19 protein-coding genes are annotated in these 21,144 nt (G+C 65.7%); 8 read left to right on the top strand and 11 right to left on the bottom strand.

Going from position 1 to position 21,144, the window contains the following annotated elements; all coding sequences use genetic code 11:
• Positions 1-82 precede the first annotated feature (82 nt).
• From EDE08_RS35445 to EDE08_RS35435, 3 genes are all read left to right on the top strand, one after another.
• Positions 83-3,544: an ATP-binding protein gene (locus tag EDE08_RS35445; protein WP_131874585.1), complete on the top strand. Its 3,462-nt coding sequence runs from the start codon at positions 83-85 to the stop codon at positions 3,542-3,544.
• A gap of 1 nt (position 3,545) precedes the next feature.
• Complete coding sequence (locus EDE08_RS35440) at positions 3,546-4,340, top strand: protein-L-isoaspartate O-methyltransferase family protein (RefSeq protein ID WP_131874586.1); 795 nt, start codon at positions 3,546-3,548, stop codon at positions 4,338-4,340.
• A 95-nt stretch (positions 4,341-4,435) separates the two neighbouring features.
• Entirely contained in the window at positions 4,436-5,386 is a 951-nt protein-coding gene (locus EDE08_RS35435) for a DUF6492 family protein (protein WP_131874625.1), read from the top strand.
• Between the two features lie 11 nt (positions 5,387-5,397).
• On the opposite strand, the gene EDE08_RS35430 is transcribed toward EDE08_RS35435, so the two are convergent.
• Positions 5,398-6,465: an endo-1,4-beta-xylanase gene (locus EDE08_RS35430; RefSeq protein ID WP_131874587.1), complete on the bottom strand. Its 1,068-nt coding sequence runs from the start codon at positions 6,463-6,465 to the stop codon at positions 5,398-5,400.
• Entirely contained in the window at positions 6,462-7,550 is a 1,089-nt protein-coding gene (locus EDE08_RS35425; protein ID WP_131874588.1) for a glycosyltransferase family protein, read from the bottom strand. The genes EDE08_RS35430 and EDE08_RS35425 overlap by 4 nt, the downstream gene beginning before the upstream one ends.
• 263 nt (positions 7,551-7,813) lie before the next feature.
• Between EDE08_RS35425 and EDE08_RS35420 the strand changes: the two genes are divergently transcribed.
• Together EDE08_RS35420 and EDE08_RS35415 are read left to right on the top strand one after the other, a co-directional pair.
• Positions 7,814-9,250 (top strand): lipopolysaccharide biosynthesis protein, encoded by a 1,437-nt coding sequence (locus tag EDE08_RS35420; protein ID WP_131874589.1) that lies wholly within the window; start codon positions 7,814-7,816, stop codon positions 9,248-9,250.
• Positions 9,251-9,515: 265 nt separating this feature from the next.
• Positions 9,516-11,069: a L,D-transpeptidase gene (locus tag EDE08_RS35415; RefSeq protein ID WP_131874590.1), complete on the top strand. Its 1,554-nt coding sequence runs from the start codon at positions 9,516-9,518 to the stop codon at positions 11,067-11,069.
• A 28-nt stretch (positions 11,070-11,097) separates the two neighbouring features.
• On the opposite strand, the gene EDE08_RS35410 is transcribed toward EDE08_RS35415, so the two are convergent.
• The 5 genes from EDE08_RS35410 to EDE08_RS35390 form a co-directional block, all read right to left on the bottom strand.
• Positions 11,098-11,910, bottom strand: coding sequence for a class I SAM-dependent methyltransferase (locus EDE08_RS35410; RefSeq protein WP_131874591.1), 813 nt, complete (start codon positions 11,908-11,910; stop codon positions 11,098-11,100).
• 118 nt (positions 11,911-12,028) lie between these two features.
• Positions 12,029-12,568, bottom strand: coding sequence for a VOC family protein (locus tag EDE08_RS35405; protein WP_131874592.1), 540 nt, complete (start codon positions 12,566-12,568; stop codon positions 12,029-12,031).
• Positions 12,569-12,815: 247 nt separating this feature from the next.
• Complete coding sequence (locus tag EDE08_RS35400) at positions 12,816-13,784, bottom strand: Bug family tripartite tricarboxylate transporter substrate binding protein (RefSeq protein ID WP_165936360.1); 969 nt, start codon at positions 13,782-13,784, stop codon at positions 12,816-12,818.
• 230 nt (positions 13,785-14,014) lie between these two features.
• Positions 14,015-14,908: an MBL fold metallo-hydrolase gene (locus tag EDE08_RS35395; RefSeq protein ID WP_131874593.1), complete on the bottom strand. Its 894-nt coding sequence runs from the start codon at positions 14,906-14,908 to the stop codon at positions 14,015-14,017.
• A gap of 2 nt (positions 14,909-14,910) precedes the next feature.
• The gene (locus EDE08_RS35390; RefSeq protein ID WP_131874594.1) at positions 14,911-16,122 is read right to left on the bottom strand and encodes an ABC transporter substrate-binding protein; all 1,212 of its coding nucleotides are present in this window, start codon (positions 16,120-16,122) and stop codon (positions 14,911-14,913) included.
• A gap of 167 nt (positions 16,123-16,289) precedes the next feature.
• On the opposite strand from EDE08_RS35390, the gene EDE08_RS35385 reads away from it, so the two are divergent.
• Genes EDE08_RS35385 through EDE08_RS35375 form a run of 3 tightly spaced genes read left to right on the top strand, consistent with a single transcriptional unit; the run spans position 16,290 to position 18,373 of the window.
• Complete coding sequence (locus EDE08_RS35385; RefSeq protein ID WP_131874595.1) at positions 16,290-16,988, top strand: TetR/AcrR family transcriptional regulator; 699 nt, start codon at positions 16,290-16,292, stop codon at positions 16,986-16,988.
• Positions 16,966-17,526: a carboxymuconolactone decarboxylase family protein gene (locus EDE08_RS35380; RefSeq protein ID WP_165936359.1), complete on the top strand. Its 561-nt coding sequence runs from the start codon at positions 16,966-16,968 to the stop codon at positions 17,524-17,526. The genes EDE08_RS35385 and EDE08_RS35380 overlap by 23 nt, the downstream gene beginning before the upstream one ends.
• Before the next feature lies 1 nt (position 17,527).
• Complete coding sequence (locus tag EDE08_RS35375; protein WP_165936368.1) at positions 17,528-18,373, top strand: SDR family NAD(P)-dependent oxidoreductase; 846 nt, start codon at positions 17,528-17,530, stop codon at positions 18,371-18,373.
• Positions 18,374-18,381: 8 nt separating this feature from the next.
• Here EDE08_RS35375 and EDE08_RS35370 read toward each other — a convergent pair whose 3' ends face one another.
• The 4 genes from EDE08_RS35370 to EDE08_RS35355 are packed head-to-tail and all read right to left on the bottom strand — an operon-like array spanning position 18,382 to position 20,926.
• The gene (locus EDE08_RS35370) at positions 18,382-18,891 is read right to left on the bottom strand and encodes a DoxX family protein (RefSeq protein WP_131874627.1); all 510 of its coding nucleotides are present in this window, start codon (positions 18,889-18,891) and stop codon (positions 18,382-18,384) included.
• Positions 18,891-19,670: an HvfC/BufC N-terminal domain-containing protein gene (locus tag EDE08_RS35365; protein WP_131874598.1), complete on the bottom strand. Its 780-nt coding sequence runs from the start codon at positions 19,668-19,670 to the stop codon at positions 18,891-18,893. Before EDE08_RS35365 ends, EDE08_RS35370 begins: the two co-directional genes overlap by 1 nt.
• The gene (bufB, locus tag EDE08_RS35360; protein ID WP_131874599.1) at positions 19,660-20,577 is read right to left on the bottom strand and encodes an MNIO family bufferin maturase; all 918 of its coding nucleotides are present in this window, start codon (positions 20,575-20,577) and stop codon (positions 19,660-19,662) included. The genes EDE08_RS35365 and bufB overlap by 11 nt, the downstream gene beginning before the upstream one ends.
• A gap of 43 nt (positions 20,578-20,620) precedes the next feature.
• The gene (locus EDE08_RS35355) at positions 20,621-20,926 is read right to left on the bottom strand and encodes a BufA1 family periplasmic bufferin-type metallophore (RefSeq protein WP_061879360.1); all 306 of its coding nucleotides are present in this window, start codon (positions 20,924-20,926) and stop codon (positions 20,621-20,623) included.
• Between the last annotated feature and the right edge of the window lie 218 nt (positions 20,927-21,144).

Below are 21,144 nucleotides of genomic sequence, written 5' to 3'. Positions count from 1 at the left end.
CTGAGGTGAAGTTTGAGCCCCAAAATCTGTGGTTGAGGGGCATCGGAGCCCTTCGATGGAGTGATGGTCGGGCAGAATCACTATGCTGGAGAACGAGCCGGGCACGGGGACGGAAGGCGAGCTGAAGCGCTGGCTCGACGGTATCGGCCTCGGTCACTACACCGATCTCTTCGCGCAGCACCGTCTCGATCTCGACGTGATCGGGGACCTGACCGAATCCGACCTGGTCGAACTCGGATTGCCGCTCGGCGATCGCAAGCGGATCCAGCGGGCGATGGCGGCGCTGTTTCGAGCGGAAACGGCGGAGGCGCCAATCGAGGCGGTGCGTCCGCAAGCACGGGCGGAGGTCGGAGCCGAACGGCGCCAGCTCACCACGATGTTCTGCGACATGGTGGATTCCACCTCGCTGTCCGCGCAGTTCGATCCCGAAGACGTCCGCGACATGATTGCGGGCTTCCGCGAAACCTGCGTTCGCGTGGTCAAGCATTATGAGGGCTTTGCCGCCCGTTTCGTCGGCGACGGTATCCTGGTCTATTTCGGCTATCCGACCGCACATGAGGACGATGCCGAGCGCGCGGTGCGCGCCGGGCTCGAGATCGTGCGGGTGCTGTCGACGGCGCACGCGGTCGAGCAGCGCGGTGCGCTCAGCCATTCACCCGCCGTCCGTATCGGGATCGCGACCGGCCTCGTCGTGGTCGGCGACCTCGTCGGCCAGGGCACCGAAGAACGCGACTCCGCGGTCGGCGAAACCGTCAATCTCGCTGCGCGCCTGCAGGCCCTGGCGCCGCCCAATGGCGTGGTGATCTCGGCCTCGACGCAGTCGCTGCTGAAGGGGAAGTTCGACTACCGCAATCTCGGCGTCCATGTCCTGAAGGGTATCCCCGAGAAGGCACAGGCCTGGCACGTGGTGCGCGCCTCGCGGGTGGAGACCCGCTTCGCCGCCGCCAGGGGCTCGCGGTTGACGCCGCTCGTCAACCGCGAGGAGGAGATCGCGCTGTTGATGGGGCGCTGGCAGCAGGCCAAGGACGGCGACGGCCAGGTCGTGGTCAAGTTCGGCGAGCCCGGCATCGGCAAGTCGCGCATCATCCAGGAAATCTTCGAGCGGATATCGGGCGACCGCCATGGACAAGTCTCGCTCCAATGCTCGCCCTACTACACCTCCACGGCGTTCCATCCGTTCGTCGACCAGCTCAAATTTTCCCTCGGCCTCGATCGCGAGGAGTCGTCCGCGCTGTCGCTCGCGAGCCTCGAGACCGCGATCGCCGCCGCACATGGCGACATCGAGCAGGTCACGCCGCTGTTTGCCGCGCTGCTGTCGATACCGACCGGGGACCGCTATCCGCCGCTCGAACTGTCGCCGCGGCAGCAGAAGGATGCGACCGTCGTGGCGTTGGTCAACCATTTCCTCGGCCTTGCGCGCGAGATGCCGCTGGTGATCGCGTTCGAGGACCTGCACTGGATCGACCCGACGTCTCGCGAAGTGATCGACCTTTTGGTCGATCGGGTGCAGAACCGGCCGATCCTGGTCATTATCACCGCGCGCTCCGAATTCCAGCCGAGCTGGAACGCGCATTCACACATCACCACCGTGGTCCTGAACCGCCTGAGCCGGCAACTGCGCACGACGCTGGTCGAGCGCGTGGCGGGACGCGAGCTGCCCAAGGAGGTCGTCGAGGAGATCATCGTCAAGACCGACGGCGTGCCGCTGTTTTTGGAAGAGCTGACCAAGACGGTTCTCGAATCCGACCTGCTGACCGAGCGGCACGGGCGCTATGTGCTGTCCGGGCCGTGGCGGCAGCTCGCAATCCCGGCAACCCTGACCGACTCGCTGATGGCGCGGCTCGACCGGATGGGACCGTTCAAGCGGATCGCGCAGATCGGCGCCACGATAGGTCGCGAGTTCTCCTACGAGACGCTGCACGCCGTCGCCAACACGCCGGCCGAGCAGATCGTGGCGGCACTCAATCATCTGGAGGAGGCGGGGCTGATCATGCGCCGCGGCCATCCGCCGGACGCGCTCTACTCCTTCAAGCACGTGATGATCCAGAACGCCGCGCATGCGAGCCTGTTGCACAGCGAGCGGCGCAAGCTGCATTCCCGGATCGTCCAGGTGCTTTCCGAAATGTATCCGGAGAAGTCCGAGCGCGAGCCGGAGCTGCTCGCCCATCACCTGACCGAATCCGGCCAGAGCGAGGGCGCCGCCAGCTTTTGGCTCAAGGCCGGCAAGCAGGCGGCGAGGAGCGGCGCCAACCTGGAGGCAATCGGCCATCTGCGCCGCGGCCTCAGCGTCGTGCACGCCAGCGCGGGCATACCGGGGGCCGACGAGATGGAGCTCGAGCTGCGCATCGCACTGGGCAATTCGCTGATTGCCGCCAAGGGCTATGCGGTGCAGGAAGTCGAGGAAAACTACATCCGCGCGCTGGAGCTCGGCCATCAGCTCGATGACGACGAAAAGGTCTTCGCAGCCACTCGCGGACTCTGGGTGTGCCATTTCATCCGCGCCGATCTCACCCGCGCGCACGATCTCAGCGTCGAGCTGTTGAGATTCGCCAAGCGGCAGCGGCTGAGCGAGCGTTCGCAGCCGGCGCAGCAGACCGGGTATCTGATGGAGGCGCACCGTGCGATCGCGATGACCATGCTCTATCGCGGCCGCTTTGCCGCCTCACAGCATCATCTGCACCGCTGCATCAATCTCTACAGCCCCGATTTGCACTCCGACCTGATGGAGCGGCACGGCACCGATCCCGGCGTCGTCTCGCGGTCCTATCTCGGCTATCTCCTCTGGTTCCTCGGCCGGCCCGACGCGGCGCGCCAGCACAGCGAGCAGGCGATCGCCAATGCCGAGAAGATCCGCCATCCCTTCACGCTCGCCTTTGCGCTCGTGTTTGGCGCCTATCTCTGCCAGCATCTGCGCGACGTCGAGGGTACGCGCGACCACGCCAACCGCGCCATGATCATCGCCAGCGAGCACAATTTCCTGCACTGGAAGCAGCAGGCGACGATCCTGCGCGGCTGGGCGCTGACGCAGCTCGGCGAGACCGACGAAGGCCTCAGCCAGATGCGCTTCGGCCTCGACGAGTACGAGGCGATGGATTCCTGGCTCGCCGGCTGCTGGTTCCGCTGCCTGCTCGCGGAAGCCTACGCCAAGATCGGGATGCGGGATGCCGCCTTGCGCGCGCTGGACGGCGCGCTCGCAATCGCGCGGCGGACCGGTGATCATTCCTACCTCGCCGAGGTCTATCGCCTTCAAGGCGAGATCATCCTGTCGGATGGCGATCCGGCCTCGGTACAGGAGGCCGAGGAGCTGTTCGCCCAGTCGCTGGCGACAGCGCGCAAGCAGGGTGCGCTGTCCTGGGAGCTTCGCACCGCCGTCAGCCTCGGGCGCCTGTCGATCGAAGCCGGCAGGCGCGAGCACGCAAGTCTCCTCGCGCCGGTCGTGGGCAAGTTCAGCGAAGGTTTTAACACGCCCGACCTGAAGCAGGCGATGCAGCTCGTGTCCGAGCTCGGGACCGACACGCCCGCGCGCGAACAGGCCGATCTGTGACATGCGCGATCTTGCCGCCGCGCGTGCGCGCTACGTGGAGCGGATTGCCAGGCGCGAGCGGATTTCCTCGCACCGCCTGCTCGAGGCGCTCGCCACCGTTCCGCGCGAGGATTTTCTGTCGAAGGGGCCCTGGCGCATCAAGAGCGAGGCGGCGCGCAGCTATCGGCTGACGCCCGACGCGGATCCCGTTCATCTCTACGACAACGTGCTGGTCGCGATCGACGCTCGCCGCAAGCTCGATACCGGCTTGCCGAGCCTGTGGGCGCATCTCATCGACGTTCTCGACGTCAGGGAGAGGGACCGCGTCGTGCAGATCGGCTGCGGACTTGGCTATTTCTCCGCGGTGCTGTCGAAGATGGTCGGTCCAAGGGGCAGCGTATGTGCGATCGAATGCGACGAGCGGCTCGCGGCCCGAGCAGCGAGCCACTTGCACGGATATCGCAACGTCACGGTCGTCAACGGCGACGGATGCAAGGACGTCGGCGAGCCCGCCGACGTGATCATCGTGCATGCCGGCTTCCCGCAACCGCACCCGCTCTGGCTCCAGTCGCTCCGTCCGCGCGGCCGCCTCCTGGTGCCGCTGACGCAGCGGGATCGCGAAGGCGCGGCGCTCAGGATCACGCGCAAGGGCAGGGGGTTTGAAGCCGAGGCAATCCAGCAGATCCGGATCTTTCCCGGCCAGGGCCGCGGCACGACCGCCCTCGATGACCGCGTCGCCGACTGGTGGCAGCGAGCATCGGCCCTGGCACCGCTGCGCTTTCGCAGCCTCGCGCAGGGGCTGCCGGCGGATGGCTAATACTTCGTTTCATTTTACCTTGATTGCGATCGCAAGTTTCCAACGCCCCCCATTGCCGCTATGAGTGCGGAATGACTGCCATTCGAGCGCGCGCCATGCATTCCGTTGCCCTGCTGACTGCCAGCTACGCCAAGGATATCGAGCGCTTTTCGCTGCTCAGCGAGAGCATCGACACCTGGCTGTCGGGATATACGCGGCATTATGTTCTCGTTAACGATGAGGACGTTCCGCTGTTCGCGCGGTTCGCCTCCGACAAGCGGGTCATCGTTCCGGCCTCGCGCTACCTGCCGAAATGGCTGTTCGCGGTGCCGCCGGCCCTCCAGTTCCTCAGCAACCGGCGTGTCTGGCTCTCGCTGCTGTCGTCACCCGTGCATGGCTGGCACATCCAGCAGATCCTGAAGATCGCCGGGGTCCTCAATGCGCCCGAGCAGCGCGTCTGCATCCTGGATTCGGACAATCTGTTCTTCCGCGAATTCGACGTCGGCCTATATGCCGGCGGCGAGAAGACACCGCTCTTCGTCACCCGCAGCGCGATCGGCGCGGACCACCCGGTGCATGGCGTGTGGCTCCGCACCATCGATCAGCTTCTGGGTATCAAGGAGCGCTCGTTCCCGGCGGACGATTATGTCGACAACGCGCTGGTCTGGGACAAGGGCACCGCGCGTGCGATGACCAACGCCATCAAGTCGGCGACGGGCCTCGGCTGGGCGCTGGCACTGTGCCGGAAGAAGAAGTTCTCCGAATACCTGCTGTATGGCAATTTCGTCGCCAATTCGCCTGAGCATCTGGCGGCCCATCGGGTCACGGAAGACAGTATCGCGGTCTCGCACTGGGACGACACGCCGCTCGACCGCCCGGCGATCGAGGCCATGATGCGCACGGCCTCGCCCAAGCAGGTCGCGCTTTGCATCCAGTCCTATTCGTCGACCTCGATCGACGACATCCGCGACGTGTTCCGCCTCTCCTCGCGCGACCGTCGCAGTCCGAGCCTGGCTCCCGATCACATCGGAGATGCGCCCGCGTTCGAAACGCCGAAGACACGCTGAGGATCGGCGCCTCAGGCGTCCTTCGTAAACTTGCTGATGACGTCCATGAACGGCTTCGGCTTGAACTCGCCGTCGAGCGGCAGCGGGCGGTTCGGCTGCTTGTCCTTGCGGGCGAAGGTGCCGTTGATCCAGCTGTAGCGGTCCGAGATGCCCCAGGTCAGGATCGAGCGCACCGGGCCGCTGGTCGAGATCGCGGTGAGGAGATCGTCGACGCGCTTGGCGACGATGGCGTCGCGCTCGGCCGGATTGCCGCTCAGCTTCTGGTCGTCGACGTCGAGCTCGGTGACCAGCACCTCTAGCCCCCAGGAACGCAGCTCGGCCACGAACGCGGCGAGCCCGTGCGTGTCGATCTCGAGCTCGGCGTGCAGATGCGATTGCAGGCCCACGGCGTGGAGCGGAACGCCCTGGTCGAGCAGGTCCATGATGAGGTTGCGATAGGCTGCCCGCTTGGCGATGAACGAGTCCTTTGCCGACTCGATGTCGTATTCGTTGATCGCGAGCTTGACCAAGGGATCGGCCGCAGCCGCCGTGCGGAACGCCAGCGGAATCCAGCCTTGACCCAGATGCTGCGTCCAGAACGTGTCGCGCCGGTCCTTCGGACTGCGGGGATTGTCCGGGATCGGCTCGTTGACGACATCCCACGACGTCAGCTTGTCCTTGTAATAGGAGACGACGGTGCCGATGTGATCGCGATACGCGCGCTCGACGCCCTTGGAATCCTTGATCTGCTTGGTCCAGTCCGGAATGTCGTGATACCAGGCGAGCGCGTGGCCGCGCATCGTCAGGTCGTTCGATTGCGCGAAATCAAGGATCGCGTCGGCGCGTTCGAAGGCGAACGTATGCGCGTCCGGCCGCAGCATCGGCCATTTCAACTCGAGCACCGGAACCACCTGGGTGCAATAGGTGCTGATGGCCTCGCCGAGCCTGGGATCGGCTTGCAGGTCCCAGAGCGTCGCCGCAGCGCCATAGCCCGGCCGGCGCTGGGCGCGTTTCGATGCCGGCACGGCGGACGCAGATGCGCCCGCCGCGAGGGCCGCGGCGCTGCCGAGGAGAAATTCGCGTCTGTCGAGCCCGGTCACGCGTGACGCTGCATCGCCGCTTCCGCGATCTCGTAGTAGTGAAGCGCGCCTTTCTCGAGCGTCAGGTGGTCCAGCACATAGTCGCGCGGCGCGAAGTCCCCCGCGCCGACGCGTGACCAGAAGTCGTCCCAGCCTGCGGTGAATCCGCTCCCATCGGTGAAGGTCATGCCGCAGCGCCCGTCGAAATAGGGCACCGAGGACACGTCGCCTTCGAACCTCACCTTGTCCGGGAAATATTTCGGATCCTGCCACGGTCCGCCACGGTCCCAGGCAAAGACGGGAACGCCGCTCGACAGCGCCTGCTGGCAGGCGATGCCCTGGCTTTCGTGCTCGCAGAGGAAGACCATGCTGCGGCAACGCGCCAGTGCGGCCTTGTAATCGTCTTCCTTGTAGTGCCCGTAGCGGATCACTTCGACGGTACGTCCGCTTGCCTCGAGATGCCTGCGGATCGGCTCGATCAGTTCTCGCTCGTACCGTCCCTGATCCCAGCGGACCTTGTCGTAGAGCAACACGTCGACGCTCTTCCGATCCGCCGGCGCGGGTGTCCAGAGATCGGTCTCGATGCCGACCGGCCAGGCGCCGACGTGGGGCCAGTGCGGGCGGAACATGTCGGCATACCAGGCGCACGGCACCAGCACGCGCCTCACATCGAGGTCCTTCAGGCTCTCCGGCGCATCGATCGGGTGGTCATACATGGCGACGCCGAGCAGGAGCGGGTTCTTCCACTCGAACCAGTCGAGCACGAACGGCCGGCCGATGATGCAGGCCAGTTCCTCGGGGTGCTTCCGGATGTGGCGATAGTCGTTGACGCGGTAGCGGATGCCGAGCCGATCGAGGCCTGCGCACAGATTGAGCAGGACGCGCCGCTGGCCGCTGATGAAAGACTTGCCCAGCAGCAAACGTCGCAGCAGCGGCCGGAGATGACGGTCGCCGGGAAACCAGCGGTCGTCCCGTTCTTCGAAAAAGAGGTTGAGGACCATCCTGTCGCGGCCTCCTGCGCCGAAATCCGAAGGAACCGCAGGCACGTTGGTGCCGCGACGCGGCAGCGAGGCCGGTTTCAGCCGGGTTGGTTCGGCAACGTCCATGTCGGTCACATCAGCGCATCGGAGGAGTCGAGCGACGTTTCGCCATCATTGCTTCTTTTCCGTGATCGCACCGGCCGCTTCAAGGACAGGGCAAATTTAACGCTAACGCGCGATAACCGCGCGCTCGCTCCATTCGCGGTCCGATTTGCAGGCTTATGCAGCTATCTTCGCCGATGCCAGCGGCGCAATCCGATTGTCACACCAAAGTCCAACTGCCTTAACGTCTCGTTAATCCTGATGGCCGCCAACGGTCCCGTGCCCGCATGCTGAACCGCCATTTCTCGATCTATCTGGTCGCCTACATCCTGCCCGCGGCGGTGGGCTTCTTCGCTGTCACCGCCTATACGCGGCTCTTGAGCCCTGCGGAGTACGGCGTCTATGTCGTCGGCATCAGCCTTGCGGGCATCCTGGGCGCGATCTTCTTCGCCTGGATCAAGCTGTCGGTGTCCCGCTATCAGGCGATGTCGGCGGAGGTCGATTTCCGCGGCACGGCGATGGTCGCCTTCGCCCTCACGGCCGCGGTGCTCTGCGCCACCACTCCGCTGGTTGTCCTGTTCCGCAGCGACGTCAGTGTCGAGCTGCTGCTCGCCAGCATGTTCGTCGCGATCATGGCCAACGCGGTCGATGTCGGCCAGGAGTTCGAGCGCGCCAAATTGCGCCCCTACCGGTTCGCGGCGATCTCGATCGTGCGCAGCGTCTCCAGCGTCGGCTTCGGTCTGCTCGGCATCTGGCTCGGCTGGGGCGGATTGGGACTGCTCGCCGCGTTTGGTCTGGGGTCGCTTGCGGGCATCATCCTGAATCTCGTCGGCGACCGCACCAGGATCGCGCGCTTCCAGCGCAGCCAGTTCATGCAGCTGGCGCGCTATGGCCTGCCTCTGACGCTGGCTGGATTGTCCGTCGCCGTCTATTCGGCCTCCGACCGGCTCATTGTCGCCTATTTGCTCGGCAAGGACGCTGCCGGCATCTTCGGCGTTGCCGCCGATCTGCCGCGCCAGTTCATGGTCATGATCGCATCCAGCGTTGCCGCGGCGACCGTGCCGCTGGTGTTCCGGTCATTGTCCGAGAACAACGGCGAGACGACACGCGAGCGGCTGACCGAAAGCCTCGAGCTCCTGCTCGTCGTCGTTGCACCCGTTGCGGTCTGGCTCGCGCTCGCCGCGGACCAGGTGGCCGGCACGCTGGTCGGCGTCGACTTCCGCGCCGGCGTCTCGGCGCTGCTGCCGACCCTTGTGCTCGCCCGCTCCTTCGGTATCGCCAATCAGTTCTACGTGCAGATCAGCTTTCAGCTCGCCGAGCGGCCCTTCATGCTGTCGGCGCAGTCCTTCCTCACGCTCGTGGTCAGCGTGATCCTGATGTTCGCGCTGATCCCCGGCTATGGCCTCCACGGCGCGGCGCTGGCAACGCTGGCGACCGAGGCGATCGGCTTCCTCGCTGCCGTCGTTCTGATGCATCGGGCCCACCCGGTCCCGTTCGAGTTCAACCGCCTCGCCGGTGTTGCCGTCTCCGCAGCCGCGATGGCGGCCGCGATCCTGATCGCGCGATCGCAGGCGGGCGGCACCGGCCTCGTGCCGCTCGCCATCGTCAGTCTCGCCGGCGGCCTCGCTTATGCGGCTGCGGCCTGGTTGCTGAATGTTGCGAATGTGCGGACGTTGTCGCTGCGTTTCCTGCGAACGTTGAACCGCAAGGCGCTCGGCGCTTAGCGAGCGTGCCGTCCGACGTCGGCCCGTAAGGCTGCACCAGGGCGTGCCCGGACATTCTGCCGCAGCGATTGATGCCAGCTTCGGACCAGCCTCGGCCGCAGGCCGTCTTTCGCCAGCGCAGACCGTCGTATATGAGAGATTTATCGCGGGAACGTGCCGAATCTCGCCACAGACGGAACGTAAGGCAGCTGCGATTTCTTAATCCAATGATTCCAATCTGACGCGTGATCGACACAGGCGGACTGGCATTTCGACCGAGGATGGCATGAAAAACCGACTGACGACGGCGAAATCCATCGTGGCGATGCGGCGTTGGGGCCCTTCCGCAATTGTGGCCTTGGCGGCAATGGGCGCATTGACCGCGACCCCGGCAACCGCCGCCAAGCAGCCGCGCCAGGCGGCCGAGGCCGTGGCGCCGCGTGTGGCCGGCGAGCCGATCATGGCGATCGTGTCGATCAAGAGCCAGCAGGTTACTTTCTACGACGCCGACGGCTGGATCATGCGCGCGCCGGTGTCGACCGGCACCACGGGCCGCGAGACGCCGGCCGGCGTGTTCGCCATCGTCGAGAAGGACAAGGACCACCGCTCGACCATGTATGACGATGCCTGGATGCCGAACATGCTGCGCATCACCTGGAACGGTATCGCGCTGCATGGCGGACCATTGCCCGGCTATGCCGCCTCGCACGGCTGCGTGCGCATGCCGTTCGGCTTTGCCGAGAATCTGTTCGACAAGACGAATATCGGGATGCGCGTGATCATCTCGCCGCACGACGCAGTCCCGACCGACTTCTCCCACCCCTCGCTGTTCGTGCCGAAGCCGGACGCCATCGCGGCAGTGCCCGGCCTGGCCGACAAGCTCTCCGCCGAGGCCGAGGAGGCCGCGAGGGCAGCCGATGCGGCCAAGAAGGCCGCTTCCGCTGCCGCGAAGGAAGCTGCCTCGCTTCCCGCCGCGCTGCGCAAGCTGGAACAGCTGAAGGCCCGCGCAGATGCCGGGCTCGCCTTCGCCGACAAGATGCTTGCGAACGCCAAAACCGATCAGGCCCGCGCCAAGGCCGAGGAGCTGAAGCAAAAGGCGGAGGCCAAGGCGGCCGACGCGACGACGCAGCTCGACGCCGCCAGGGCCGCCGCGCAGCAGAAGCGCGATGCGGTGGCCGCCACGAAGGAAGCCGCGAAGGCGGCCGCGACCCGGAAAGCCGACGCCGTCAAGGCGGCGACCGACGCGAAGCTCGCAGGCGAGCCGGTCTCGGTCTACATCAGCCGCGCCACGCAGAAGCTCTACGTGCGGCGGAACACGCACAAGCCGGCGCCCGACGGCGGCGGCGAGGTGTTCGACACCAGCATCGAGGTTCCCGTTACGATCCGCAATCCCGACCAGCCGCTCGGCACGCATATCTTCACGGCGATGGCGAAGACCGATACCGGCCTGCGCTGGAACGTGGTCACGATCGAGAACGGCGACGAGGCGAGGAATGCGCTCGACCGCATCACCATCCCGCAGGACGTGTGGGATCGCATCGGACCGACCGCGTTGCCGCGCTCGTCGATCGTCGTCTCGGATGAGCCCCTGAGCAGCGAGACCAATTACCGCACCGAGTTCGTCGCGGTGCTGAGCAACGAGCCGCAGGGCGGTTTCATCACGCGCAAGCCGACCGCGCCTGCCATGATCGCGAGCGACGACGGCTGGGACAACGGCGGTAACGGCTTCGGCTTCTTCTTCCAGCAGCGCGATCCCTACGTGCAGCCGGCCAATCCGCGCCGCCGCAGCCAATATCAGTACTATCAGCCGGCGCAGCCGATGCAGCGCGGCTTCTGGTGAAGAAGCCGGGCTTGCCTGCGGTGCAGGCTCATGCCCGCGCCGTGATCACCAGGGCCTGGATCTTGGCTTCGACCGGTCCGGACCCATGGCGCGCGCGGATCGCAGCGGCGACAGCGTCCGTCGCGGCCTGAAGATCGCCGCCGCTTCTCGCCTCGATTTCGCCGCGCAGCGGCGTACCCTGGCAATAGGCGAACGCCACGAGGTCGGGCGTCGCTGCGCGGCTGGTCGCTGCCAGCGTTTCGATCGAGACGTTGCCGAAACCTGCGCGTGCGAGATCGGCCCGTATGATCGGCTGTTCGAAATAGCCGTGCGGTGTCCGCGTCATGAAGCGGGGTGGATCGTCGGGAAACAGCTTACCCAGGGCGGCCGTTGCGTCATCGGCGAACACGTTCTCCTCGATGCGGTCCCAGACATTGAAGAGAAACGTGCCGCCGGGCTTCAGGACGCGCTTTGCTTCCGAATAGCCCTTGACGCGGTCCGGAAAGAACATGACGCCGAACTGGCAGCAGACCACGTCGAACTCGGCGTCGCCGAACGGAAGCGCCAACGCGTCCGCCTGGCGCCAGGAGATGCGGTTATCGCCCGCCTGACGCTGCGCCGCGACCGCGAGCATCGGCTCGTTGAGGTCGGTCGCAACGTAGCGGACGCGGCCCGGCAAAGCCGCCGCCACGGCGCGCGTCACGGCGCCGGTGCCGGACGCGATCTCGAGCAGCACGGAGGGCGAGAGCGCGGCGACGCGTCTTGCGATGTCGTCGGCGTAGCCGGCGAAGATCATCGGGACGAGATGCTCATCGTAGAGTTTTGGGATGGAGCCGGCGAAAACCTTGTCAGTGTCGGACATGCCTGCCTCGCTGAAGGTTCGGACGTGAGGCCAAACCTTACCACGGATGCGCCGGCAAGGATGTGAAATAGACCGGCCCAGGACGGCGTCGAACATCGGCAAAGCCGGACATCGAGCCTTACGATTTTCCGCCGCCGACCTCGCGGATCGGCCGCGTGCCGTCCCAGTTCATCGCGGCCTGGCGGACCTTTTCGAAGAACGGTCCCTTGGTGCCGCTGATGTCGGAGATCTCGATCACCGTGCCCGGATGGGCCTGCGTGTCGAAATAGGCAAAGCGGCCCTTGTCGCCGCCGATCTGGCCCTCATGGCCGATCCTGTAGCCGAGCCCGAGCGCCCTGTCGTAGAGCGCCTGATAGTCGTGGCTCCAGTACGACATGTGCTGGAGCCCTTCGTGCCCGGCGTCCAAGAACTCCTTGTACAGCGAAGGCGCGTCGTTGCGCTGCTGGATCAGTTCGATCTGGAGATCGCCGGAATTGGCCAGCGCGATGCTCATCTCGACGGCGGAATCCTGGCCGCGATGGCGGAACCAATCGATCTTGACGCGGTCCATGTAGTACCAGGGTCCGACGCCCATCACCTCGATCCAGTGCGTCATCGCGGCGTGGATGTCACGCACCACATATCCATTCTGGCGCACCGCGCCGAAGATGCGGCTCATGCCCGCGCTCCTTTTTCTGCTCTCAATCAGTTCAGCGCTATCGCATACGACCAGCGGAGGGCTGCCGCATGAGCACGGCGTGCGTGGTTCGAGACGCCCGCTTTGGCGGGCTCCTCACCATGCGGGTCTGAAATCTTGCCGCAAGACGTGACCTCATCCTGAGGGCCCGCCATAGGCGGGCGTCTCGAAGGATGGGCTGCAGGCAAGCTGCCCGCCACGTCTTCTTCGTACGTGACAGCCCAGCCGCTCACTTGAGCTCGATCCCGGCATCCTTGGCAACCTGCTTCCAGGCCGTGATGTCGCGGGCATTGATGTCGCGCTGCTCGTCGCCGGGGACGAATTGCGGCGTGATGCCGAGGCCCAGAAGTTTCTGCTTCACCACCTCGTCGCCGAGCGCCTCCTTCAGGGCCGCCGACAGCTTCTGCGCGGTCGGCGGAGCGAGCCCCGCCGACGCATACATCGCCCAGGACAGGCTGCGATCGAACGGCACGCCCTGTTCCTTGTAGCTGGCGACATCCGGCAGGCTCGGCGAACGTTCGCCGCAGGCGGCGAGCGCCTTGATCGAGCCGTCCTTCACCAGCGGCGTCGCCGTGGCGACGTCGAGCGTCGCCAGCGAGATGTGGCCGCCGAGCAGATCGCCGGCCAATTTTGCGATGCCGTTGAACGGCACATGGTCCATCTTGATGCCGGTCTGCTGCATCAGGATCTCTGCGCAGAATTGACCGGTCGAGCCGACGCCCCAGCTTCCGTACTGGATCGGCTCGCCCTTCCTGGCCAGCTCGACCAGGCCCTTGATGTCATTGGCGGCGAAGTTTTTGGTCGCGACCAGCATGATCGAGGAGGTGCCGACGCGGCCGATGGTGGTGAAATCCTTGATCGGATCGTAGGGCAGTTTTGGATAGATCGCGGGGGCAAGCACATGCGTGGTCATGCCGCCGACGGTGATGGTGTAGCCGTCATTCGGAGATGTCGCGACCATCTGCGTGCCAAGCGTGCCGGCGGCGCCGGTGTGGTTCTCGATATAGATGCTCTGTCCGAGCGTCTTGCTCATCCTGTCCGCAAGCAGCCGGCCGACCACGTCGCCGCCGCCGCCGGCCGCATAGGGCAGCAGCATCTTGATCTTGCGGGTGGGGTAGGCGGCAGGGTCCTCGGCGCGTGCCGGCAATCCCGCCGACAGCAATGCGAGCAAAGAGAGCGTGACCGTGCGCAGCATCATGTGGCATCTCCTGAAGATGAATAGGTTTTGGTTGAATCGATTGCGAGCCACGAGCTCGGATCACCTCTCCCATAGGGAGAGGTCGGGTCGCATCGGAAGATGCGATCCGGGTGAGGGGTTACGGTCTCGCTTCGCATTGCGGCCCCTCACCCGGATTGCTGCGCAATCCGACCTCTCCCCGCTGGGGAGAGGTGAACTCCGGGGCCGCCGATCGAACTCGGCTTCATGGTCTAGTCCTCGAAACGAAATCGGTAGGTCTCGCCGTGCCGGATCACGCGGCCCGCAGTCGGCGCCGGGAAATGGCCGGTGAGCAGGTAGCTCGGCGTGTCCGCGAGTTCCTCCAGCAGCGCCATCCGCGTTGCGAGTGCCGCAGCCGGATCGACGTCGGCGGCATTCGACAGCCACGGCGCGGCGCATTGGATCGGATGATGGATGACGTCGCCGGACATCACCGCGTGATCGTGGTCGCCGTTGAGGTGGATCTGCATGTTGCCGGCGGTATGGCCTGGCGCCGGCGCGAAGCGCAGGGCCGCGTCGCGATCGCTGAACAGGCAGTGGTCGCTCTCGACGAGTTCGGCGAGCCCGGCCGCGACCACCGGCAGCACGGAATCCGCGAACGAGCCGTGATTCACCGGGTTGTTCGGCGCAACATTGTGCGCTGCCTCGAAATGGCGGTACTCGTCCCGCCCCATCAGATAGCGCGCGTTGGGGAAGGTCGGCACCCAGCGGCCATCGTGAAGCCGCGTGTTCCAGCCGACGTGGTCGACATGCAAATGCGTGCACATCACGAAATCGACTTGCTCGGGGGCGACGCCCAGCGCCTGCAAATTTTCGAGATAGGGCTGGTTCAGGTTGTTCCACGCCGGCACGCGCGGCCGCGGTTTGTGATTGCCACAGCAGGTGTCGACGATCGCGGTCCAGCGCGGCGTGCGCACGAGATAGGAGTGGTGGCTGAGAATGAAGCGACCGGTCTCCGGCTCGATATAGCGGTGGTCGAGCCAGCTCCGGTTCTCCGCGATCACATCGTCGGTGATGTTGGCGAACAACCAGCTCTTGTCGAACGCGAGCGCGGGAATCTCGCTGACGAGATCGACCCGCATGCTGCCGATCCGCAACCCCCGCATGATCAGTTCTTCAGGAGGTCACCGAACGGCACCCAGCGCGTGCCGTCGAAGCGGATCAATTGAAGGCTCGTCATCGGCGTGAAGCGCTCGGGCGAATTGCTCACGGCGGTGCCGTTGATCAGCATCGGCAGGCGAACGTCCTTCATGGTGGTCGCCTGCTTCATGACGTTGGCGCGGGTGAGGTCGCTGCCTGATGCCTTCAGCACCGTCACCAGCGTCTGCGCGATGGTGTAGCCGTAGACGTTGAGCCAGTCGCTCTTGTTGGCCTCCGGCATGTACTTGTCCATGAACGCCAGCCACTCCTTGTAGCCTGCATCGTCCTTCAGCGCGGGGTCGGTCGCGTCCTTCAGATACTGGCTGGAGATGACGCCGGTGGAATTGTCCTTGCCCGCCGGCTCCAGCACGCCGCTGATCGAGGCCGAGACGTTAGAGATGATGGTCACGGGCTTCCAACCGATCTCGCCGATCTTGCGGATCGCCTGCGCCGCGAATTTCGGCGTCGCCGCGACCAGCACCACGTCGGCGCCCGCGGTCTTCAATTGCAGGATCTGGGTGTCGACGGTCGGGGCCGAGGTCTCGTAAGCCGCCCGCGCGACGATCGCCTCGCCGCTGCCGAGCCCTTCCTCCAGCGCCTTCAGATAATCCTTGCCGAGATCGTCGTTCTGGTAGAGCACGCCGACCTTGGCATTGGCGTGGCTCGCCTTGATGTATCTGGCGTAGGCGATCGCCTCGTCGCGATAGGTCGGCTGCCAGCCGACGGTCCACGGAAAATTCTTCGGGTCGTCCCACTTGGCGGCGCCGGAGCCGAGGAAGAGCTGCGGCACCTTGCGCTCGTTGAGATATTTGTGCACGGCGCTGTTGGTCGGCGTGCCGACGCCGCCGAAGATCAGGAGCACTTCCTCGCTCTCGACCAGCCGCCGGGTCTGCTCCACCGTCTTGGGCGGGCTGTAGGCATCGTCGGCAATGATCATCTGGATGCGCCGTCCGTTGACGCCGCCCTCGTCATTGACTTTCCGGAAATAGGCTTCCGCCGATTTCGCGATCTGCGCGAAGGCCGACACCGGGCCGCTCAGCGGCGCGGTGGTGCCGATCTTGATGGTCTTGTCGTCGGCGCCGGGATCGTATTTCGCGCTTTGGGTCTGGGCAGTGCTTGCTGCGAGCAGCGGCAACAGGATGCAAGCCGCATAAAGCCGAGGGCGGGCGAAGCGCGCCATGACGTCGTCTCCCAAAATTGCTCTCCGCCTCTCGATGGAGCGGAGTTGAAACGCGAGAACATTGCCCGAAAGCGAACTTGCGGGCCGCGACCGTTGCCGCCAGACTGGCGAAACGAACGATCGTTCGTACGGTTGACTAGCGAACGATCGTTCGTTAGTCAAGCCGCATGGCTGTCCACACCTCCAGCGCGGCGGAAGCGGCTGCGCCCACGACCCGCGAGCGGATCCTGTCCGAAGCGCTCAATCTATTTGCGCAAAGCGGCTATGGCGGCGCCTCGATGCGCGAGCTCGCCCGGCGCGTCGGCATCCGCGAGAGCAGCCTCTACAATCACTTCCCGGGCAAGGCCGCGATCCTGGAGGCGATCGTTGCCGAGCATGGTCCGGCCAGCTCGGCGAGCCGGCTGGAGGAGCCGCGCTACAGGCAGCTCGCGCGGCAGCCCGCCGCGTTCTGCCGGCAGTTCGCGCTCGACCTCGTCGAGCAATGGTCCGATCCGCGCGAGCACCAGTTCCAGAAGGTCATCACCGCCGAACGAAACCGGGTGCCCGGCATCCGCGCCAAGTTCGCCGACCATTTCTACGCGCGCGAGCAGAACCTGATGACGGACTACTTCCGCGGCTTTGCGCTAGCCGGTTTGATTTCCACCCCCGATCCGCGCGAGACCGCGCGGCTGTTCGCGGCCGGGCTGATCTACATCCGGCTCGAGCATTACGTGATGGGCGCGGTGCCCTCGCCGCGGGCGAACGTGATCGAGGCGATCGACCGCTATCTCGCCTTCTTCCTGTCGCTGATCGCGGCAGGGAATGACGGCGACAACAAGAAACGAAAGCCCAAGGGAGAAACGCGTGGCAAGGCTGCCCCTGATTGATCCGGAGACGACGAGCGGCGACATCCGCGCCTCGTTCGACCGCATGCCGGTCAAGCTCAACATCTTCCGCATGATGGCCCACGCCGAGGCCAACATGATCCCGGCGATGCGGCTCGGCAATTCGATTCTGCACAAGCAGAAGCTTTCGGCCGTCAACCGCGAGCTGCTGATCTTGCAGGCCGCGCAGCTCGAAGGCGGCGCCTATGAATGGCGCCAGCACGTGCCGATCGCGTTCGGCGTCGGCTGTACGCAAGAACAGATCGATGCGATCGAACGCGCAGATTACGACGCCGCCGCGCTGGGTGAGGCCGAGCGTGCGCTGCTGAAGTTCGGCCGCGAGGTGGTCGAGAACGTCCGTGTGGGGGAAGCGACCTTCGCTGCTGCGCGAAACCACTTCAGCGACCAGGAGATCGTCGAATCCATCGTTGCGCTCGGCTTCTACATGATGATGGCGCGGCTGACCGAGGCCACCGAGACCGATCTGGATCCAGCAGCCGGCATGAAGGTCTATGACGGCGGCAAGAGGCCGGGTGGCTGAGATGGCGGAGACCGAGAGCAAGCCGGAGCGCTATGTCCGTCCGCCGAGTGCGGAATCGCTGGGCGAAGCGCCGGGCAGGGGGCGCTTGAAAGGGCGCCGCATCCTCGTCGTCGGCGGCGGCCAGCGCGTCTTCGACGCCGCCACCGACCCGATCGGCAACGGCCGCGCCATGAGCATTCTATGCGCTCGCGAAGGTGCAAAGGTCGCGGTCGCCGACCTCAATCGCCCCTCTGCCGAGCAGACCGTCAAACGCATCACCGATGAAGGCGGCGAGGGCTTCGCCATCGCGGCCGACGTGACCTCCGAAGCCGACGTTCAGCGCATGATCGAGGAAGCCAACCGCGTGATGGGCGGGCTCGACGGTATGGTGCTGAACATCGGCACCTTCGGCAAGGTCGGGCTCGACGCGATCAGCCCCGAGGAGTGGAATAGAATCTACGACGTCAACGTCCGCGGCCCCATGCTGTGCTGCCGCGCCGCGCTGCCGAAATTCGACGATGGCGGCGCCATCGTCTTCATCTCCTCGATCGCCGCGCTGAAGGCCGGCTCGCAGATGGCGGTGTACGATTCCTCCAAGGCCGCGCTCGGCGGCCTCATGCGCAACATCGCCCATCTCGGATCGCGCCGTGGCATCCGCGCCAACCTCGTCTATCCCGGCCTCGTCGACACTCCCAACGGCCGCGAGGCCGGCGCCGGCCGCCCCAACCGCGGCAAGGGCCATGTTCCCTTCGGCCGCCAGGCCACCGCATGGGAGATCGCCTATGCCGTGCTGTTCTTCCTCTCGGACGAAAGCGTCTACGTGACTGCGCAGACCCTCGCGGTGGATAGCGGCCTGAGCGGGATGTGACGGGCGCGCTACCGCGCCGTCGATCGCGCGCGACAGATCAGATGATCGAGCGAAATGCGCCCCGGCCCGTAGGCCATGATGCCGAGCGCCATCGCGGCCCAGGTGAGGTGGATCGGCCAGCCGTCCGGCACCGTGAGTTCGACGATGACGGTCATAAGCAGAAGCCCGAGCGCGGCGAACCTCGTGCCGAGCCCAAGCACCAGCAGGATCGGAAACATGATCTCGCCACAGCCTGACAGGAACGCCATCACCGTCGGTGCCGGGAAGTGATAGGGCCCGCCCGGCAGATGCAGCATGAACTCGTCGCTGAACAGCGTCACGGCGGTGTCGTTGAGCCTGAGGAAGCCGTCCCATTTGAGGATGCCCGAGCGCCAGAACGGCACCGCCAGCGCGACGCGCAGCACGAGCTGGACCAGCGAAGGGACGGCAATCATTTGCACCAGATGATTGGCCCTGTCGACGAGCAGTCCTGGCGCGAGCGAGCCGCTGTCGGTGCTCATGTGCTGGTCCGTGATCATCATTGGTCTCCGCAAGCGAGCGAGGTGAAGGCGCCGGCCTCGATCAGTCCGGCGATGTTCGCGGCGATGTCGAACTCGCTTGAGGCCTCCAGCGCCGCCGCCGCGGCCTCGCCGAGCGGTCGCCCCGACATCAGGCCGTCCGCGAAGACCGCCCCGCCGGCCGGAAGGCGGCGCACGGTGACGTCGAACTCGGGTCGCGTGATCAGGGCATCCTCGGGCGTGGAGGCATCGATGCGCATGACCGGTGCATCGTCGCGGTTGGCGGCAAAGATCGTCACGGCGGCATATTGAGAGCGCACGCATCGTGTGGCGGGATGCGGAATGAACACCAGATCCGCCAAACGATCGGGCGTCACCGCCGACAGCCGGGCCGGCGACAGCGGAAGCGCGTCGGCGGCGTGATAGGCATCGAGCCAGGCGCGTTCGATGCGGGCGATGTCGGGTAGCCAGGGCATGGCCAGCGCATGCTCATACCGCGCCATGAACTCCGGGAAGTCGCGGCCGTATTCGAACAGCAGTGGCGAGGCCGGCGGATTGCCGCGGACATGGGTCCGCGCCATGGCGCGGAAGAAGTCGACGCCGGTGATGCGCTGCACTGCCGGATAGATCGCGGCCAGTGCGTCGATCAGGCTGACCGTGACGTTGTTGCGGTAGACGTCGTAGCGCCGGCCGGCGGCCTTGCCGTTCGGGCCGGTCACGCCGTCGGGCGTGCTGCGCGCCGGCTCCAGCAGCGCCGGCGCGAACGAAGCGGCGAAGGACAGGCCGGCTTCATGCGGCATGACGCTCTCCTGCCGGCATGGCGGACTGATGACGGTCGAGGATCGCCTGGGCCGCGGCGGCTTCCGCCTGCAGCACCGGCCAGTCCGGTATCTTGCTGTCCCACTCGATCAGCGTCGGCACCGCGCCGCGGCGCCGGATCACGATCTCGTAGAGCTTCCAGACGGCGTCCGCGACCGGACCGTCATGGCTGTCGATCAACAGCAGATCGCCTTCGTCGTCGGCCTGCTCGGCATGGCCGGCGAGATGAATTTCCTCGACCCGCGACAGCGGGAAGTCCGCGAGATAGTCGAGCGCCGAAAATCCCTGGTTGGTGGCGGAGACGAACACGTTGTTGACGTCGAGCAGCAGGCCGCAACCAGTGCGCTCGGCAATGGCGCGAATGAATTCGGTCTCGCTCATCGAGGATTCGCGGAAGGCGACGTAGGTCGAGGGGTTTTCCAAGAGCAGCGGACGGTGGATCGCCTCCTGCACCTGGTCGATGTGATCGCAAACGCAAGCCAGCGTCGCCTCGGTATAGGGCAGGGGCAACAGATCGTTGAAGAAGCTGGTCTCATGCGTCGACCAGGCGAGATGTTCGGAGACCAGCGCCGGCTGGTAGCGTGCGACCAGGCCGCGGAAGCGCGCCAGATGCGCCTTGTCGAGCGGCCGCGGCCCGCCGATCGACATACAGACGCCGTGTAGCGAGAGCGGATGGTCGCGGCGGATCGCTTCCAGCGCACGATGCGGTGGGCCGCCGGCGCCCATGTAGTTCTCGGCGTGGACCTCGAAGAAGCCGCGCCGAGGCCCTGCCGCGAGGATGGCCGGGAGATGCTCGGGCTTGAAGCTCGTCCCGGCAACGCCACCGATGGGCTTCGCGAAGCGGAGCGGCACGGCCGCAGGTCCGGTCGACTGGGTCACCGTGCTCATCGTGCTGCTCCGTTCGTGCGTCCTGGCGATGTCGCGCCGGCCGTTACACCGGCTTCAGCGAACCTTTCTTGCCGTTCGGCAGCTCGATGCTGGTGCAGGTGCCGCCCTGCACGAATTTCCAGGCGTTGCCTTGGAAGTCGACGGTCGAGGTGCCCTGGCAGGTCGTGCCTGGACCCGCCGCGCAATCGTTCTGGCCCTTCAGTGCGACGCCGAAGCACTTTTCCTTCTTGGCGGCGACGGCCGCATCGCCCTCGGCCTTCGTCAGTGGCCCGGCGGCGGCAAGGGTCGCGAGCGCGGTCGACATCGCACCGGCGAGGACGAGGGAGGTGACAGCATGTTTGGCAGACATCGAGATTCTCCTGTTCGAGACGGCGTCGCCTGGCAGGCGACTGCGCATGATCTCTTTCGCTCCGCTCGCCACCTGCGTTACCGGCAGGCTGCTCACGAATCCGTGAGACCGATTGGGATCGGGCGCACGGGCGGTGCGCTCGGGCGGCGATTAGCGGGCAAGCGGCGGCTCGAAGCCAATGCCCAGCTTCTATCGAGATGGTAGCCAGCGGGCATTGG

Source organism: Bradyrhizobium sp. R2.2-H (genome assembly GCF_004346455.1).
GTDB lineage: Bacteria > Pseudomonadota > Alphaproteobacteria > Rhizobiales > Xanthobacteraceae > Bradyrhizobium > Bradyrhizobium diversitatis.
This window is presented reverse-complemented; position numbering and strand designations above follow the sequence as displayed.

Excerpts from the sequence above, each read along its gene's own strand:
- EDE08_RS35445 (WP_131874585.1), top strand. The coding sequence starts at position 83 with ATGCTGGAGAACGAGCCGGGCACGGGGACGGAAGGCGAGCTGAAGCGC.
- EDE08_RS35440 (WP_131874586.1), top strand. The coding sequence starts at position 3,546 with ATGCGCGATCTTGCCGCCGCGCGTGCGCGCTACGTGGAGCGGATTGCC.
- EDE08_RS35435 (WP_131874625.1), top strand. The coding sequence starts at position 4,436 with ATGCATTCCGTTGCCCTGCTGACTGCCAGCTACGCCAAGGATATCGAG.
- EDE08_RS35425 (WP_131874588.1), bottom strand. The coding sequence starts at position 7,550 with ATGGACGTTGCCGAACCAACCCGGCTGAAACCGGCCTCGCTGCCGCGT.
- EDE08_RS35420 (WP_131874589.1), top strand. The coding sequence starts at position 7,814 with ATGCTGAACCGCCATTTCTCGATCTATCTGGTCGCCTACATCCTGCCC.
- EDE08_RS35415 (WP_131874590.1), top strand. The coding sequence starts at position 9,516 with ATGAAAAACCGACTGACGACGGCGAAATCCATCGTGGCGATGCGGCGT.
- EDE08_RS35410 (WP_131874591.1), bottom strand. The coding sequence starts at position 11,910 with ATGTCCGACACTGACAAGGTTTTCGCCGGCTCCATCCCAAAACTCTAC.
- EDE08_RS35405 (WP_131874592.1), bottom strand. The coding sequence starts at position 12,568 with ATGAGCCGCATCTTCGGCGCGGTGCGCCAGAATGGATATGTGGTGCGT.
- EDE08_RS35400 (WP_165936360.1), bottom strand. The coding sequence starts at position 13,784 with ATGATGCTGCGCACGGTCACGCTCTCTTTGCTCGCATTGCTGTCGGCG.
- EDE08_RS35395 (WP_131874593.1), bottom strand. The coding sequence starts at position 14,908 with ATGCGGGGGTTGCGGATCGGCAGCATGCGGGTCGATCTCGTCAGCGAG.
- EDE08_RS35390 (WP_131874594.1), bottom strand. The coding sequence starts at position 16,122 with ATGGCGCGCTTCGCCCGCCCTCGGCTTTATGCGGCTTGCATCCTGTTG.
- EDE08_RS35385 (WP_131874595.1), top strand. The coding sequence starts at position 16,290 with ATGGCTGTCCACACCTCCAGCGCGGCGGAAGCGGCTGCGCCCACGACC.
- EDE08_RS35375 (WP_165936368.1), top strand. The coding sequence starts at position 17,528 with ATGGCGGAGACCGAGAGCAAGCCGGAGCGCTATGTCCGTCCGCCGAGT.
- EDE08_RS35370 (WP_131874627.1), bottom strand. The coding sequence starts at position 18,891 with ATGATCACGGACCAGCACATGAGCACCGACAGCGGCTCGCTCGCGCCA.
- EDE08_RS35365 (WP_131874598.1), bottom strand. The coding sequence starts at position 19,670 with ATGCCGCATGAAGCCGGCCTGTCCTTCGCCGCTTCGTTCGCGCCGGCG.
- bufB (WP_131874599.1), bottom strand. The coding sequence starts at position 20,577 with ATGAGCACGGTGACCCAGTCGACCGGACCTGCGGCCGTGCCGCTCCGC.
- EDE08_RS35355 (WP_061879360.1), bottom strand. The coding sequence starts at position 20,926 with ATGTCTGCCAAACATGCTGTCACCTCCCTCGTCCTCGCCGGTGCGATG.